Here is a 14,729-nt window from a genome sequence, read left to right on the forward strand (position 1 = left end):
AGACGTGATGTCTGAAATCCTAATCGCGATTGGGGCGCCGCATCAGGTAACGAACACCCGTGCGCCGAACTCGCCCGCGCCGGATTTCTCCGACACGCCGGAGCCTGGCGGAGCCGGATCGGACGCGCCCGCCAGCGGGCGGGGTGCCGAAGCAAACAGTGCCGAGCGCTCAGACATACGTAGACTGAATGGCATGCAGCACGTCGCACTGTCGCACCGACTCCGGGCGATCATCGCGCTGCGCGCCGACAGCACCGGGGCGCGCAGCGCTTCCGTGTGTTGCTGTTGTTGTTGATTCCCTAACCCCGCCCCTGGCATCCCGGGTCCCCGTCTCTCGACGTCATCGAGACCCTGGGCTGCATTCCGCCGGCACAAGGATCAACCAAACCATGACCGCTCAATCTTTGCTAACACTTGTCGAATGGCCGTCTGCCCGCATCACGGGCCGCCGCCGTCGTTCCAACGCGGAGGCGCTTCCGCAGCGTCTGACGAGGTACCGCGGAGGCACTTACTCGTCCACCGTGGACGAGGTTGTGTTCACTGACGGAACTTCTGCTCGCACAGATTTAATTCGCCTTAACCCCACCATCGCGGCCTATTCGCTCGATATCGCCGGTATCGCCCCGAACCTGCCGTCCGGCTATGCCGTGGCGGACTGGCTGTCGGTGGCCAACCTGCGCGCTCGCACCCGCGAATCGCAGGTGGCCTGGATTTTGGCGAACTCCTTTCCGGCGCTCTCGACGGCGCGGCTGAGCCGCCGGTTGCGTGAGGCCGGGTATCTGGGCGAAGCCAATATCAAGGATCACGAGGCCATCGCCGGAACGCAGGCGGCCATCTGGTTCCTCACCAACGGGGTGGAACTGGATACGGCGGCGCGCAACGTGCCCGCGGCAACGCGAAAGTCGCCGTCGTTCATCGAGTTTGAATTCCAGGAACGGCCCCAGCTGGGCGGTTTGACGGTACGGACCGGCGTGGGTCAGCAGCCCGCCGAGGTACGCCTGCACGCTTCTGTGGACGGGGCGGTATGGCGTGAGGTCTCGTCGTCGGAACTGCGCTTCACCGCAGGCGCGGCGCACTACGCCAAGGTGTTGGGAGTAGGCGCGACGGTTGCCGAAACTCGCCATGGCGCACCGGATCTCGGATACCGTTTCTATCGTCTTTATGTACAGGGCGGCACGGCCGAGATCGAGGACGTCGAATTCTGGCTGCATGACGCGCGCAACCATCGCAACGCCGACCGTGTTGTGCAGTTGTACCGGTATCTGCTGGAGCAGTCCCTGCGCGCGGCCGGCCAGGTGGAGCATGTTCCCACCGTCGATGATTCGCAGGCGGTGATGGCGGCGGGTCTTATGGGGCCCTTCGTGGTGGATTCCACCCGTCCCGTTCTGGTTTCGATCTCCGAGGGCGCCAAGGCCATGGATATTTCCGGCGCCGAGCTCACCGGGCCGGTGGAATCGGGGACACGTTTCTACGTGCGTCCCGCCGAACACGTTGCGACGGTGACGGTCTCGGTAGTGGACCCGGCCGCGACAGCGAGGGTGTTCACGGGGGTGGCCGAAGGACCGTTGACCCCGCTGGCTCTCGTGCATCCGGGCGCGCGGGACGTCCACGAACTGACTGTCGAATGGGCCGCCGCCGAGCTCTCACGGGTTAGCTAACGCCAGGCGCGCGCGAACCTCAGGAAGGCGTCATTCTCGTCCGGAGCCCCGATGGTGACCCGGACGCCATCGACTCCAAAGGGGCGCACGATGATTCGCGCCTCGGCGGAGGCCTGGGCGAATTCGGTGGAGCGCTCACCCAGCGGTAACCACACGAAGTTGGCTTGCGACGGCGGGACGTCGTACCCAGCCGTACGCAGCGCGTCGGTTACCCGGGAACGTTCGGCGACAACGTCGTTGGTGCGGGTAAGTAGTTCCTCTGCCGCGCCCAGAGAGGCTACCGCGGCCGCCTGTGCGAGACTCGACGCGCTGAACGGCACATACACCTTGCCCAGGGTGGTGATCACGTCAGGATCGCCCACCGCGTAGCCGACACGTAGTCCGGCAAGGCCGTACGCCTTCGAGAAGGTGCGTAACACAATCACATTGGCGTGTTCGCGCGCCAGCGCAAGGCTGTCGGTGAAGTCTTCGCGGACATACTCGATATAGGCCTCGTCGATCGCGATGAGGATGTGGGGCGGTACCGACTCGATGAACTTGCGCAACTCGGCAGGACGTACCACGGTGCCGGTGGGATTGTTCGGGTTGCACACGAAGATCAGCCGGGTGAGATCGGTCACCGCGGCCGCCATGGCATCCAGGTCGTAGGTGTGCTGGACCAGTGGCACCTGGACCGGGGTGGCGCCGGCGACCCGCACCACCAAGGGGTAGGTCTCAAAGGAACGCCAGCCGAACAGCACCTCGTCGCCCACCGTCGCGGTGATCTGGACCAGCTGCTGGCACAGGCTCACCGATCCACACCCCACCGCGATGTGCTCGGGCGGCATGTCCACGTGCTTGGCCAGGTGCGAGCGCAGCTCGGCGTACCCGTTGTCGGGGTATCGGTTGATCAGCGAGGTGGCGTCGTCGATGGCGGCGCGCACGCTCGGCAGCGGTCCCTGCACGGTCTCGTTACTAGCGAGTTTGATGGCGCCGGGGACACTGCGGCCCGGTGTGTAGGCCGGTAGTTCGGTCAGCTCGGGGCGAAGTCGTGCGGGCACCTCATCAGCCTATCGGGGCACGTGAAGCCGGATGACGACCAACGGCTTTGCCTTTCGGGCGCGCGGGCCTGTACTCTGTGCCCTCGGCGGTTCGGGATCCATTTTCAAGGGTTCGCAGTACCGCTCGGGAAGTTCAGGAGGCGTGCCAGAGCGGCCGAATGGGACTCACTGCTAATGAGTTGTCCCCTTTACGGGGGACCGGAGGTTCAAATCCTCTCGCCTCCGCGTCGGTCTGCAGGCCAAACCTGTTGACCTGCAACAATTGAATAGCACGCGCCCGTAGCTCAACGGATAGAGCATCTGACTACGGATCAGAAGGTTAGGGGTTCGAATCCCTTCGGGCGCACCATCAATGCAGGTCAGAGCGTTTTAGTTCTCGCCCACCACTCTCAAATTCGGCTTGGATGGGCGCTTATTGGGCGCAAATGGATTGAAGGCGTCCAGGGCGGCGGTGTTGTCCGGGGCGGAAATAGCGCGGTCGATGTAGTGCTTGCGGGTGATGTCCGGTGAGGAATGACCGAGCTGGGCGGCGGCGGCTTCGGCCCCGAACTCACGCTCGATGGCCGTGCCAGCCGTCTTGCGGAAGGTGCGTGGTGTGACCCAGGAGTAGTCGTCGCCTCTGATCTCGCGCCAGCTCCGGTTGACGTTGTTCTTCCACCGCGCGGTGCCATTGCGACTCGGGAACACCAACTCGAACGGCAGACCCCGCCCGCGCTGGGCGAGGAGTGCCTGCCGCCCGTATTCGGGGAGGAGCAGGCGGCGGTAGCCGTGTTCGGACTTCGGTAGCGGTTGGCGTTGGCCCTTCTTATCGATAGTTCCTGCGATGGTCACCGCTACTGGTTGCGTCTCGTCGTCCAGGTGTTCGATGTCGGCCCACTGGACGGCCAGAATCTCCCCGGTGCGCTCGCCGGTCGCCATGAGCAGGGCGACGATCTCCACCATGTCCACGCCGCGCTGCGGCCCGCCCTTGCCGGGTTTGCGTGCCTGCCATGACTGGGTGCGTGTCATCAGCTCCCGCACGTCTTCCGGAGTGAGCGTGCGCTTGTCGGACGGCGAACGTGGCGGCGTCTCCGTCTCGCGAACTGGGTTGTACTCCATGAGCCCCCAACGGACGCCGAGAGCACAGGACTGCATCAGCACTGTCCGCACGTGCCGCTTGCGAGCAACGACCCCGGACAAATACCCGTCTGCGCGTTGGGTGCTCATCTCACGAAGACGAACAGCACCAATACCGGGGATGAGCACCTTCCGCGCCACGTCTATGTAAGTGTCCACGGTGTCGTCAGCGAGACTTCCTGCGCGTGTGTCCGTGACGCTGCGCCGTTTCGGCTCCAGGGTCTCCAGCCACTTCGCCACAAGGGCACTCAGCGGGGACTCGACGGTCAGCTCGTCGGCGGTACCAGCGCGCTTGCGGTTGAGAATCTTCTCCCGAAGTGCCGCTTTGGCTTTCGCCTCCGTCGCGCCATTGGCACGGACTTTTCGGGTCGTCCCGTCTTTGTCTCGGAACCGAGTTTCGGCTTGGTACACACCGGAACGGAGGGGCATCGTGTAGATGTCTCCGTGACTTCCTATGGGCAATGGTGGACGCCCGGCCACTATTTCTTCCTCCACGTCCATGGCGGGTTTACTTGCCGACGGAAGGCTTCCCGCTCGAAGTCATCGAGCAGTTCGTCAGTCAGTGATCTGTCGCCGCGCAGCCAGAGATAGATGTCTTCTGCGCGCTCGGGGCTCGTGCCCGACAGCATCGCCTCCGCACCGGGGTCAGGATCCGCATCGCCATCCGCGACCCAGGGGGTCAGGAGTGTGATGGGCGAGACGCCGAGAGCTGCTGCGATGCAAGTCAACTGGTCAACGCTGACTCCACGCCTGCCAGACTCGATGTCAGTGATTCCCGAGCTGGACATGGGAGCGCCAAGTTCGTTCATGCTCTGAGCCAGCGACCGCGACGAGACGCCCAAGACAGTCCGCAACCTCTTGAGATTCGCGCTGACCACTGCCGCCGTGTGCCGTTCATGCATGCAGAAGACAGTACCAGTCGCTCCGGAAAATTCCATGTCGTTGAGTGTGCATCAGCCATACTGACGTGTATAAATTGCGGTATGCTCTGAAATACAGTTCACGAATTTGAGCGGAAAGGGAGTAGAAGATGAAGCAAGGGAAGGTGAAAGCGCTGGTCAAGCACCCCACAGTCGAGGACGCGACAGCGCGAGTCATCGGACAGCCAGCGATTGACCTCGCTGACCTGGCGGTGCTGACGGGTGTGCATGTGTCCACCCTGCAACGCGCTGCGACCCGGGGTGACCTGCCCGTGCCGAGCGCACGGATCGGGCAGCGCTGGATTATCCCGAGCGCCCCGGTGCGTGAGCTGCTGCACCTTGGGGAGGCGGCGTGATGGCGCTTGCGATGACCCGCGTGGAGAAGTTGCTGACGGTCGGGCCATGCGTCGGTGATGAGGAGCTGCTCGCGGAACTCACCCCAGAGCACCTGCGAGCGGCCCTGCGGCACAAGCGCACGCGCACGCGCTACGGGTGGGCGCTGGGGGAACCGCTGCGGTGGTGGGCGCAGCACGAGGCCACGCTCACCCTCGTCCGGCTGGACACTCTTGCGGCGATGGTCGTGCTCGCGGACTCGCTGACCTACCTTCCGTGTGACGATCGGGCCTTCAGAACGGATGTCCAGGAACTTGTGGACGACGCGGTGGCGACAGTCACTCGCGTGGAGGAGCTGCTGCGGCGTGGGTACCCGGCGCAGTGGGCGACCAAGATGGCACGCAGCGTGGCCGGAATCGAACTGCCCGAACTGGTGGTGTCGGAGATGGTGCGGCGCGTGACTCCATCCACGATAGGACAAAACAGTTGGCACGCGACCCCATCCATGAGGGAACAAAGCGTTTGGTATGCACACAGATTGGAGGACGACGACGAGTACGTGGGGTGGACTTGCGGCCGTCTTTGCGATTGAGGACGGGGTGTTGCCGACTCGTCACAGAGTGCGGCACACGGGGCTCGCGACCTCGGCACCCACGATGCGCCGAAAAATGTTGGCGCACAAGAGAAAACCCCGCCGTTGCAGCGGCGGGGCTCAGCGAGAAAGGAACGAGATGACCGAGAAAGATGATAACACGTGCGAGGTGTGTGGGAAGCCGCTCGACGCGGAGGACTGGTACCCCACCGCGCCATGGGTACCCAAGCGCCTAGGCGGCGCTGGACGACCTGCCTGTGCCGATAAGCGCGGCAAGCTGACCGAGGTGCTCGATGAGATGGGAGTCGAGTACAGCATTCAGCCCCTGTAAGTCCGTCCATTAGAAACCCCGGAGCCCACTTTTCTCCGGGGGTTTCTTCATGTCTGGGGGACGTGCGCCCATCGCGATTGCCCATGTCTCCCAGTGCCTCTAGCGTCGAGTCATGTCCGAAAACCCAACGCTTCGAAGTCATCTGATGGCTCTCGCCGAGCTGTTCGATGAACCGCAACACGCCCGTGGCCCCGATGCCCAGCGGTGCTCGGCCAGCGACCATCCCGCGCAGTGGGCGGAACTGAGCCTCGGGTGGTCTCGTGTAGTTGGTGCTGCCAAGGTCATCCAGTCCCGTCACACCACCGACAGCAGGGATCCCGTGCTGGGCATGTGTGCCGACGCCGTACGGGAAGCTGCTACGGGCGAGTTGCGCTGGGTGTGGGCGAGGCTCGTGAACAAGTTTATTGAGGAGACGACCAATGACGAGTGACATCGAGGCTCCCCTGACCTCTATCGAGCGCCTGGTCATCGTCAGCTTGTACGCCAGTCTCGCCCTGTCTCAAAACCGAACACCTTTGGGACGACTCGGATTCGAGAGGTCGTGTTACGCCGACCATGACATTCACGGTCTCGAAACTTTGTCCCACAGAGTGATTCCCATAAGTCGGGGTTCGGAGGGTTCAGAGACGGGAGCCGAGCCGCAGGCGAGGCGAGCGAGTGCGGAGCATACGGAGCAGACATGTTAATTGGTTACGCACGGGTTTCCACCGCCGAGCAGTCCACAGGGCTCCAGCTCGATGCTCTACAGTCCGCTGGCGTCGAGAAGGTATTCACCGACGAGGGGATCAGCGGCTCCGTGTCCTCCCGTCCCGAACTCGACAGGTGTCTGGCGATGTTGCGTTCGGGTGACACTCTTGTCGTCTGGCGGCTTGACCGTCTAGCCAGGTCGCTCAAGAACCTCCTGGAACTTGTGGAGAGCCTGTCCACCAGGGGGATTCACCTCCGCTCGCTCACCGAGAGCATCGACACCTCCTCGGCTAGCGGGCGGCTCATCTTGAGCGTGTTCGGGGCGCTGGCGGAGTTCGAGCGGAGTCTGATTATCGAGCGCACGCAAGCGGGGCTGGCGGCAGCTCGCCTGCGGGGAGCCAAGATTGGGCGACCAGCGGCGATGTCAGCGGGACAGGTCGAGCAGGCGAAAACCCTTGTCGGGGCGGGTCATCGGGTCGGTGACGTGGCTCGGACGCTGGGTGTAGGGCGGAGCACACTGTATCGGATGCTCGGGGAGACGGGTTGATGAATAGACCAGATACTCACGCCGCCGACGAACTCGATGACCGACCGGAATTCAGCCTGCGAGACCTGTACCGTGTGTTATTGATTCACGCGGGTTACCTGGAGCAGCAGGTGCGATTCACCGTTGTTGGTGACGGTCGTCGTGCATTTAGCAAGGCTGAACTGCGGCGCGAACTCGCGCGCTTTGACGGGATGCGCAACATCGTGCTGGCAGTCGTGCGTGACAAGTATCCGGGCGCTGGGATACCCGAACACGTTCGCCGACAGTGGGACTCAGTGGTGTCCGAGGGTGAACGACGGGCCAGGTGAGCCCGTGTGCGCGCAGATCAGGGTGTTCCGCGCGAGGGCGGCTCCGAGGGCGGAGCCCTTGGGGTCGTCCGAGCAGAGCGGGATGCTGGGAGAGTGCGGGGACGGGAAAACCCGTTACAGGGTGTGCTGGAAACCCGTCACACGGTGGCGAGTTTCCGTACGTTTTCGACCGGAAACGGTGACCCATGGATGACCTGATTTCCCGCATCGACGCGGTGCTTGATGAGCCCGATGACGAGGGCACGGACGATTGGCAGTACCCGTGGACGGACTCGATGCGGTGGGCACCGCCGGGTGTCGAGCTTCCCGAGGGGTGCTGGGAGGACGAGCCCGAGGGGGAGCTGGACTCTGGTTGGGAATACCACCCTGATTGCCAAATTCATGTGATTCCTGTTGAGCAGGTGGCCGAGTGGGAGCGGTGCCTGGAGATCATGCCACGGGTCGAGCGCGAGGATGTGCAGTGGTTCGTGGTGTGTCATCGACACAAGACGGCTGGTGAGCGTGAGGTGGACTGCGACTGCGGAAATCCCAGTAACACCAGCACTTCCCGGTAACATCGGCCAGGTGACGCGCTCCCCAGTGCCCTATTTCGGAGGGAAAGCCTGGCTGTCCCCGCGCCTGGCGTCGGTGTTACCCGCGCATAAACACTATGTGGAGGTCTGTGGTGGTTCCCTGGCTCTCCTGCTGGCTAAGAAGCCGAGCAGGCAGGAGACCGTGAACGACCTGGACGGCCACCTGATGACCTTTTGGCGGGTGTTGCGTGACCGTCCTGACGACCTGGAGAGAGTGTGTTCCCTGACTCCGCACAGTCGGTCGGAACGGACACTGGCACAAGAGATTACGAGCGAATTGGATGAGTTGGAGATTGCGCGGCTGGTGTTCGTGGCGCTAACTCAGGGGCGCTCGGGAAGTTTGACACGTACGGGGTGGCGGCATGATTTGCGGCCCGTGTCCACTCCGATGCCCGTGGTGTTGCAGAGGTACGCTGGTCGAATTAGTAAGGCTGCCAAGAGGATTCAGCGAGTGAGCTTGGAGTGCCGTCCTGCTGTCGAGATGGTCGAGGCGTACGGGAGCAGCAGGGAGAACTTGCTCTACGTTGACCCGCCTTACGTGGTGGACAGGGGGATTCGGCGCGGCGGGGAGTACAGAGTTGAGATGAGAAGTGATAGGGCTCATCGCGAGTTGTTGGAGGCGTGCTTGTCGTGTGATGCGAGTGTTGTCGTGAGCGGGTACAGCTCGGCGCTGTACGACTCGATGCTCGGGGATTGGTATCGGTGGAAAATTCCGATGATCACGTCGCAAGGGTCGGGGGACGGTCGGCGGACGGAAATCGTGTGGAGCAACAGGCCGCTGGAAGGACTGGGCGAGGAGTCTATTTCGTGTCACGAGGAGGGTATGCGACACGAAATGGACAGTCGGTGTCCTGGCTGTTTGAGCATCATTCGACAGCCCAAAAGGGGACGGCGGAAGACGTGGTGTTCGGATGGGTGCAAGTCGCGCGGCTGGCGTGCTCGACGTGATGTCGAGGGTGCGCCGGTCGAGGACGACGAAGCCACTGGCTAGTGCGGAACTTCGTCGAGTCCGTTTTCGCGCAGAGTCGCTGTCACGGACTCCACGACGCGCGTGGCGGGCCAGTCGTCCGGGGCGGAAATCAGCGTGCCACCCGCCAGCTCGGTGGCGGTCAAAGTGTCCACGAGGTGCGTCACCGTGCCCACCTCGGCGCTGATCCACGTGCGATACCCAACACCGATTTTCCAGTTGCCACGACGTGCTAGCTGCCGCACGGGGTCATCCGAGAACACCGCTGTCGCGGGTTCCCACGAACGAATCACCGCCGCGCAGAGGTCATCGCACATCTCGGTAGTGAGAAGTGCTGGTGCAATGTCCCGTAGCCGTATCCAGAGAGTGTGCATGGGCAGACGGGATCCAAGTGCCTTGGAGCCCGCTGAGACTCGCACGTCCAGTTGTATGCCTTGCCCAACACCCGAGATGATGAACGAGTAGCCGCTTTCGGGTATTGCTTCACCGTCAGGATCGTCGGCGGTGGGACGGTCGCGCACGATAAAACGACGCACGATGTCAGCGAGCGTCTCGGGTGAGCCTTCCCAGCTGTCACCTTTGTAGGTCTGCCACGAATTGACTCCGAAGACGTGGCTAAGAGCGTTTAGCAGCGCATCTGTGCGAGCAGCAATCCATTCCGGAGACTCGCTCGTAGCGAGCCAGACTGAATGCAGCGAGGGGCTGTCAGACCAAGCCGTACGAACCTCAGAACTCACGCTCATATCTCCAACCGTAGTCATCATGGTGCCTTCGGTGTGTAGATGACCTGGGCTCCGTAAATGAAGTTGTCACTGAGCAGCTTTCGGATTGCCGCCGCGCCCGTGGGGTCTGAGACATGTATCTCCAGGCGGGCACCGTCAGGTAAGGCTCCAAGTTGGCTTTCGACTTCTTTGAGCAGTCCGTCAGTCATCCCGTTCGTCCATGGCTTGCCCGGTTCGGTGGCTAGCTTGGCGTAGCCGTCTTTGGCGTCGAGGAAGACTTCTTGGTCGCCACGGTAGGTGTGCCCGTCGAAGTTGACCATCTTGCCGGTGTCGGGGTTGAGTTGGGCGTATTCGGGGATTCGCCCGTCAGGGAGCCGTTCGGCTCCAGAAATCTGTTCTTGGTAGGGCATCCAAGGGCGTTCGCCTCGGTTGATGTGATGCCAGCCAGGGTCGGTGTCTCCCTTCGCCCAGGTCGATTCCGGTGTGCCCGGTGGCCAGCCCCCTGGATAGTGCGGGTCACCCGAGGTGTAGTGCCGTCCCTGGTGTGGGTCGAAGGTGTCCGCTGGATGCTCGACAACTGAAGGCGGTGATGGAGACGGGCTGTGGTCAACATGAGGCGCTGAGTGCTCGACTGCGGGTGGAGCGTGGTGTCCTGGCGCGTCCTCACCCACATGTCCACCGCCGCTTGGCGGTTCGGCGTGCGATACCGCTGGTTCCTCGACATGTGGTGCTGTGGGAATCTCAGCGCGTGGCACCGCCGGTGTCTCGATGTGGGGTGCTGCTGGGGTTTCGGGGTGTAGGGCGTCGTTGAGGAAGCCTTTGACGGTGTTGTGCAGTGTGTTGTCGAGGGTGGGTATGCCCTCGTGCAGGGCGGCTCGCCCCTCGGCCCCAAGCGCACCCTCGACCACCCCGCGTTCCAGGAAGCGTCCAGTGCCGCCCGTGGCGATTGCCGCCGTGGCTTCGGCGCTTTTGGCCTGTATGTCGAAGAGTCCCGCTCCGGCTAAAGAGGCCGCTGAGCCGCCGTGCGTTTTGGCGTACTCGGCCTTGTTGTAGGCGTCGATGGTTTGGTCGAGTGCTGAGGGGACGTGTCCGGGGTTACCGGTGGCTTCGTCAAGCGCGTCTTTGGCTAGGCCGATGCCGGTGTCAATCCAGGCGTCCTTGAACTTCTCGCTGCCGTGCAGGCCGATCATGTCGCCCGCATGGTCAACGATGCCTTCGGCCTTCTGTTTAGCGGCGTCAACCCAGCCGTCCAGGAAGCCTTTCTTCGGTGGTTCGGGCTTCGACGGGGCTGGGGGCGTTGCATTCTTGTTGAGGTAATCGACCGTGCCACCGATGCTGCCCAACTTGCTCGGGTCAACGGATTTCTCCGGTGTGGGTGGCCCCAGGACCGGGGCGTTCGGATTGACTGGGGCGGTCGCGGCAGCAGCCTCGGTGCTGGCGGGGGTGGCTTTGGGGTACCAGTCCTTGTAGAAGTTGTCGTCCGGCGTCGCGGCGGGAACGTCTTTGGGTTTGGTGTCTGCGACGGCCTTGTTGACGTTGAACATCGCAGCGGCCAGGTTGAATTGACCAGCGACCGTGTTCCCGGCTGCGTCGGCCTGGCCTTTGAGCTTCTCGACGCCCGCCCACCACTTGGTGGCTGAGTCCTTCAACTCGCGGGAAGCGTCCGCGACGATCTTGGCGTTCTTGTCGGCCAGTTCCTTGCTCATCCCCTCGGGCGCGGTGTAGCTGAGCGTGCATTCGGCGTCGTTGACTGTCACGCCGGGTTGGCCGTGGACGTTGTTCAGGATCGCTTTGGCGTTGTTGAGGGGCGGGATGATGTCGTAGTCGATGGTGTTGAGCATCGCCCGAGCCGATTCGTCCATCGCGTCGCGGGCGTGCACGACAGTGCGCCACGCACCGTCCGCTTTCTCCTGTGAGGCGCTCGCCCATAGGCCGCTCCACGTTGAGCCGCCCGGACGCTCTACATAGCCCTTGAAGTCGTGGGTGCGGTCTTCGAGCTGCGCCATCAGCTTGGCGGCGGGGTCGAGTGCTTCCCGGTATGAGTTCACATCGGTCGCGAGCATCCGCGACGCAGTAGGCCCCACCCCGGTAACCCCTGCCTATGCCTGGCGGTGCAGGTCAGGCATGACGCGAAACAGTGCCGCGCCGTGCTCCTCGGTGGCGATGAATCCGCGCCGACCCGCTTCCTCGACCTCGGCGAAGTTGCCCATGAACCCGGTCACGATCTTTTGCACGTTCGGCAGGGCGCGGCCCGTCAGATCCTGCAAAGCGGCCAACGCTGGGTCAGCGCCCGCGCTCGAACTCGCTGTGGGGGTTTCGGACTTGATTCTGTCCACCAGCGATTCGATTTGAGGCCGCAAACGGCCCAGCGCCTCCAAATCGAGCTTGATCGGATCACCCACCCAAAGTCCCCTCACGTGTTAGCTACGGGACGTGACATTACCCTGAGCTGGGAGGGGACACCACTCCGAGCGTGTCCTGCTCACCGGCGGGATTACCCCGGTGAAAACTGGTCAGATGGACCTTCCCGAGACCTCTGGTGGCTTCCGGTGTGTGGTGGCTGATCCTCCGTGGCATTTCGATTACACGAAATCGCGTGGTGCCGCCGAGAACCATTACAGCACAATGACTGTGGAGCAGTTGTGTGAGCTTTCGGTGGTTCGGGATAGCGCTGCCCGCGACGCACATCTGTATCTGTGGTCCACCAATGCGCACCTGCGGGAAGCGTTCGAGGTGATGGAAGCATGGGGCTTTGAGTACAAAACGCTGCTCACGTGGGTGAAACCGCAAATGGGCCTGGGTCATTATGTGCGCAACGCCACCGAAGCAGCGCTCTTCGGTGTACGTGGCTCCCTGCCGACGCTGAGTCGCAGTGTGCGCGGGCATTTCACGGCCCCGCGACGTGCCCACTCGCAGAAGCCGCCTGAATTCCTTGATCTTGTGCAGCGCCTGTCTCCCGGGCCGTACCTGGAGGTGTTCTCGCGATGCCTGAAAACGAAGGGCCTGCAGGAATGCACTTGCTCGAAATGTCGGCTCGGATGGGATGTCTGGGGTAACCAATCAGGGGTGTTTTGTGACGAGTTTTCCAATGGTTTCGTGACGGGTTTTGGAGTGCTCTGCGGGCGCTGTGGGAAGAGTGTTCCCAAGCCGCGCAGAGGACCGGTCGGTACCTGGTGCAGCCCCGCCTGCCGAACAGCGGCATGGCGGGAACGCCAGATGGCCGAGGGGCACTGAAAGGTATGAGTGCACTGTTGGGGGAGCTGAGGGGACTCGACAAGGCTGGTAGCAGCCTCGCGTCTCGTCATCGAGAGTCCGGGGCATCCCCGGACACCCGTCCCGCCAAGAGCCCCGCTGACCAGCACTTTTGCCCCGTGGGGACTCGACAATGCCTGCTCAGCGGGCTCTTCGTGCTCGGTGAGCAGCACCCGGACGCCGGACACCGTGTGCGCCGTGGGGGAAATGGGGTGTGACCTGGTGTTTTAGAGGGTGGTTGTACGGGGATGTCCGGGGTTGGGCGTGTGGATCGGGTTGTCGGGAGTGCTGGTTAGGCTCCTAGCCAAGCTGAGCGAGGAGTCGGACAGGGCGCATGTCAGAGGATGGAATAGGGGATTCAGGCAAAGAGGCCGTACCAGTCTTCAGTGGTGGGGCTTTGCGCGATGACGTGGTGGGATTCCGTCGTGCACTTGAAGAGTGGGGTTGGGGGCGACGCCCTTGGCATCGCTTGAAGTTTATGGTGGGCGCTGTCGTTCCGTCGTTGTTGGTACTCAGAGTCTGTTCAGTGGCGCATTGGAGGATAGATGACTCGTGGTTGATAGTCACACATCTGGATTTGGGTAATTGGCTTCATGTGGTGGTGGGCTCGTTTTATGGGTGGCTTCCGTATAGCGGCTATGTAGTGGCCTTTTCCATGGTGTTCTTTATCCCATCATCATGTCGGTTTTTCTATGCCTCCAGTCGAGCTGAGCGCGAACGTGGTAGGCGTTTCTTACTTCATACTGTCGACGATATGGGTGCTTTGTTGTCGCTGTTCGTTCCATTTATTCTGGTAGCTGTTATAGGTATTGCCTACGTGGCAGTCAGGGATCTTGATGGAGTTGTTGTTGCGGGCGGAACACTCTTCACTGGACTGCTCTTGGGATGGTTGAAGAATAAATCTGATGGGGTTTCAGGGGTTGCGCTGTGGAAGTTCGCGCTCGAAGCTGGTTACCCTGAGCTGCCAGTGGTGGACTCCTCGTATCGGGTTGATAATTTGGTCTCAGCTACTGCCTATTCCCCTATTCCGTACGTGCTGATGCGCTCCGATAATATAAGCGGTTACAGGTATATAGATACCTTTGAACTTTCCATGCAAATCGCCTTGGAGCGGGTGAAACTTTCGGACGAAATTGGTAGTGCAGGACGCCGTGTTCCTCTGCTGCCTAACTATCGGCTGATGTCGGAGGTAGCGGAAGAATACGAAACGGAGAATAGCGCTAATGTGCTTGCTGTAAGGGTAGGCGGAAAAATACGCATTGTATACGCTTGGGATGGCGCTGCGTCCGTGGAAGACAATTCCAACTTTCGGCATTTGAGCGATGCAATCCTTCTTGCACTCTCCTGTGTTGTTCTTTTCGTTGTCATCGCGGCTGCTGTCAGCTCGACGCCTTGGGTTTCGCATCAGTGCCTGAAAATCGGTGAATCAGCCCCAGCGCGGGGGTACGTGCTCGTTGACGGCGAAGGGGAGCAGATCGTGCGAACCGACAGCGTTCACAGTGTTGCGGATATGAAGACAGTGCCGATGCAGGAATGTCCGCAAGAATCCGTGTCCGACAAATGAGCGCTCTCGGCGCGCCGAGAGCGATGACGCACACCTGGGGTGGTCTGGTCGGTAGCGTCCTGTGCAGGCGGGGACGTGACAAGAGTCCCTGGAATCGGGAGGGATCTGATGTTGGATATG

General features: G+C 62.1%; 18 protein-coding genes, 2 tRNA genes and 1 pseudogene. 14 read left to right on the top strand and 7 right to left on the bottom strand.

The features are described 5' to 3' along the window. Positions 1 to 42: 42 nt before the first annotated feature. Entirely contained in the window at positions 43 to 177 is a 135-nt protein-coding gene (locus ABG82_RS29120) for a hypothetical protein (RefSeq protein WP_264029235.1), read from the bottom strand. A 212-nt stretch (positions 178 to 389) separates the two neighbouring features. On the opposite strand from ABG82_RS29120, the gene ABG82_RS01330 reads away from it, so the two are divergent. Continuing rightward, the gene (locus ABG82_RS01330; RefSeq protein ID WP_043077361.1) at positions 390 to 1,658 is read left to right on the top strand and encodes a thioester domain-containing protein; all 1,269 of its coding nucleotides are present in this window, start codon (positions 390 to 392) and stop codon (positions 1,656 to 1,658) included. Here ABG82_RS01330 and hisC read toward each other — a convergent pair. Continuing rightward, positions 1,655 to 2,698 carry a histidinol-phosphate transaminase gene (gene hisC / locus ABG82_RS01335; protein WP_043077360.1) on the bottom strand — a complete coding sequence of 348 codons (1,044 nt, stop codon included), beginning with the start codon at positions 2,696 to 2,698 and terminating at the stop codon, positions 1,655 to 1,657. The two genes, ABG82_RS01330 and hisC, sit on opposite strands and share 4 nt — an antisense overlap. A 136-nt stretch (positions 2,699 to 2,834) precedes the next feature. Between hisC and ABG82_RS01340 the strand changes: the two genes are divergently transcribed. Together ABG82_RS01340 and ABG82_RS01345 are read left to right on the top strand one after the other, a co-directional pair. Beyond that, positions 2,835 to 2,923 (top strand) — tRNA-Ser (locus ABG82_RS01340). Positions 2,924 to 2,971: 48 nt separating this feature from the next. Continuing rightward, a tRNA-Arg gene (locus ABG82_RS01345) sits at positions 2,972 to 3,047 on the top strand. Between the two features lie 20 nt (positions 3,048 to 3,067). Here ABG82_RS01345 and ABG82_RS01350 read toward each other — a convergent pair. Continuing rightward, complete coding sequence (locus tag ABG82_RS01350; protein ID WP_043077359.1) at positions 3,068 to 4,243, bottom strand: tyrosine-type recombinase/integrase; 1,176 nt, start codon at positions 4,241 to 4,243, stop codon at positions 3,068 to 3,070. Between the two features lie 50 nt (positions 4,244 to 4,293). After that, positions 4,294 to 4,716, bottom strand: coding sequence for a helix-turn-helix domain-containing protein (locus tag ABG82_RS01355; protein ID WP_052510971.1), 423 nt, complete (start codon positions 4,714 to 4,716; stop codon positions 4,294 to 4,296). Positions 4,717 to 4,844: 128 nt separating this feature from the next. Between ABG82_RS01355 and ABG82_RS01360 the strand changes: the two genes are divergently transcribed. From ABG82_RS01360 to ABG82_RS28820, 9 genes and pseudogenes are all read left to right on the top strand, one after another. Further along, entirely contained in the window at positions 4,845 to 5,090 is a 246-nt protein-coding gene (locus tag ABG82_RS01360; RefSeq protein ID WP_043077358.1) for a helix-turn-helix domain-containing protein, read from the top strand. Then, a complete protein-coding gene (locus ABG82_RS01365) occupies positions 5,087 to 5,659 on the top strand; it encodes a hypothetical protein (RefSeq protein ID WP_131676249.1) in 573 nt (190 codons plus the stop codon). The genes ABG82_RS01360 and ABG82_RS01365 overlap by 4 nt, the downstream gene beginning before the upstream one ends. Positions 5,660 to 5,798: 139 nt before the next feature. Further along, positions 5,799 to 5,990, top strand: coding sequence for a hypothetical protein (locus ABG82_RS01370; RefSeq protein WP_043077356.1), 192 nt, complete (start codon positions 5,799 to 5,801; stop codon positions 5,988 to 5,990). Positions 5,991 to 6,102: 112 nt separating this feature from the next. Then, positions 6,103 to 6,420, top strand: coding sequence for a hypothetical protein (locus ABG82_RS01375; RefSeq protein ID WP_234708005.1), 318 nt, complete (start codon positions 6,103 to 6,105; stop codon positions 6,418 to 6,420). A 249-nt stretch (positions 6,421 to 6,669) separates the two neighbouring features. Beyond that, a complete protein-coding gene (locus ABG82_RS01380) occupies positions 6,670 to 7,224 on the top strand; it encodes a recombinase family protein (protein WP_043077354.1) in 555 nt (184 codons plus the stop codon). Then, positions 7,224 to 7,532 carry a hypothetical protein gene (locus ABG82_RS01385; protein WP_043077353.1) on the top strand — a complete coding sequence of 103 codons (309 nt, stop codon included), beginning with the start codon at positions 7,224 to 7,226 and terminating at the stop codon, positions 7,530 to 7,532. Before ABG82_RS01380 ends, ABG82_RS01385 begins: the two co-directional genes overlap by 1 nt. 185 nt (positions 7,533 to 7,717) lie before the next feature. Beyond that, complete coding sequence (locus ABG82_RS01390) at positions 7,718 to 8,086, top strand: hypothetical protein (protein WP_043077352.1); 369 nt, start codon at positions 7,718 to 7,720, stop codon at positions 8,084 to 8,086. Beyond that, positions 7,986 to 8,330, top strand: a pseudogene (locus ABG82_RS28815) (DNA adenine methylase); the annotation flags it as partial. The gene ABG82_RS01390 and the pseudogene ABG82_RS28815, both read left to right, overlap by 101 nt. 150 nt (positions 8,331 to 8,480) lie before the next feature. Further along, positions 8,481 to 9,095 carry a DNA adenine methylase gene (locus ABG82_RS28820; RefSeq protein WP_234708009.1) on the top strand — a complete coding sequence of 205 codons (615 nt, stop codon included), beginning with the start codon at positions 8,481 to 8,483 and terminating at the stop codon, positions 9,093 to 9,095. Here the strand turns inward: ABG82_RS28820 and ABG82_RS28505 are convergent. The 3 genes from ABG82_RS28505 to ABG82_RS01410 form a co-directional block, all read right to left on the bottom strand. Continuing rightward, positions 9,092 to 9,607 carry a hypothetical protein gene (locus tag ABG82_RS28505; RefSeq protein WP_234708004.1) on the bottom strand — a complete coding sequence of 172 codons (516 nt, stop codon included), beginning with the start codon at positions 9,605 to 9,607 and terminating at the stop codon, positions 9,092 to 9,094. The genes ABG82_RS28820 and ABG82_RS28505 overlap by 4 nt on opposite strands. Positions 9,608 to 9,831: 224 nt before the next feature. After that, on the bottom strand, positions 9,832 to 11,856 hold the full coding sequence (locus tag ABG82_RS01405; protein ID WP_052510970.1) for a Tox-REase-5 domain-containing protein: 2,025 nt from the start codon (positions 11,854 to 11,856) through the stop codon (positions 9,832 to 9,834). Positions 11,857 to 11,892: 36 nt separating this feature from the next. Further along, complete coding sequence (locus ABG82_RS01410) at positions 11,893 to 12,195, bottom strand: hypothetical protein (RefSeq protein ID WP_043077350.1); 303 nt, start codon at positions 12,193 to 12,195, stop codon at positions 11,893 to 11,895. Positions 12,196 to 12,310: 115 nt separating this feature from the next. On the opposite strand from ABG82_RS01410, the gene ABG82_RS01415 reads away from it, so the two are divergent. After that, positions 12,311 to 13,027, top strand: a complete 717-nt coding sequence (locus tag ABG82_RS01415; RefSeq protein WP_052510969.1) for an MT-A70 family methyltransferase — start codon at positions 12,311 to 12,313, stop codon at positions 13,025 to 13,027. Between the two features lie 352 nt (positions 13,028 to 13,379). Next, positions 13,380 to 14,609 (top strand): hypothetical protein, encoded by a 1,230-nt coding sequence (locus ABG82_RS01420; RefSeq protein WP_131676246.1) that lies wholly within the window; start codon positions 13,380 to 13,382, stop codon positions 14,607 to 14,609. The last annotated feature ends 120 nt before the right edge of the window (positions 14,610 to 14,729 follow it).

Source organism: Mycobacteroides immunogenum, from assembly GCF_001605725.1.
In the GTDB taxonomy this organism is placed as follows: Bacteria; Actinomycetota; Actinomycetes; order Mycobacteriales; family Mycobacteriaceae; genus Mycobacterium; species Mycobacterium immunogenum.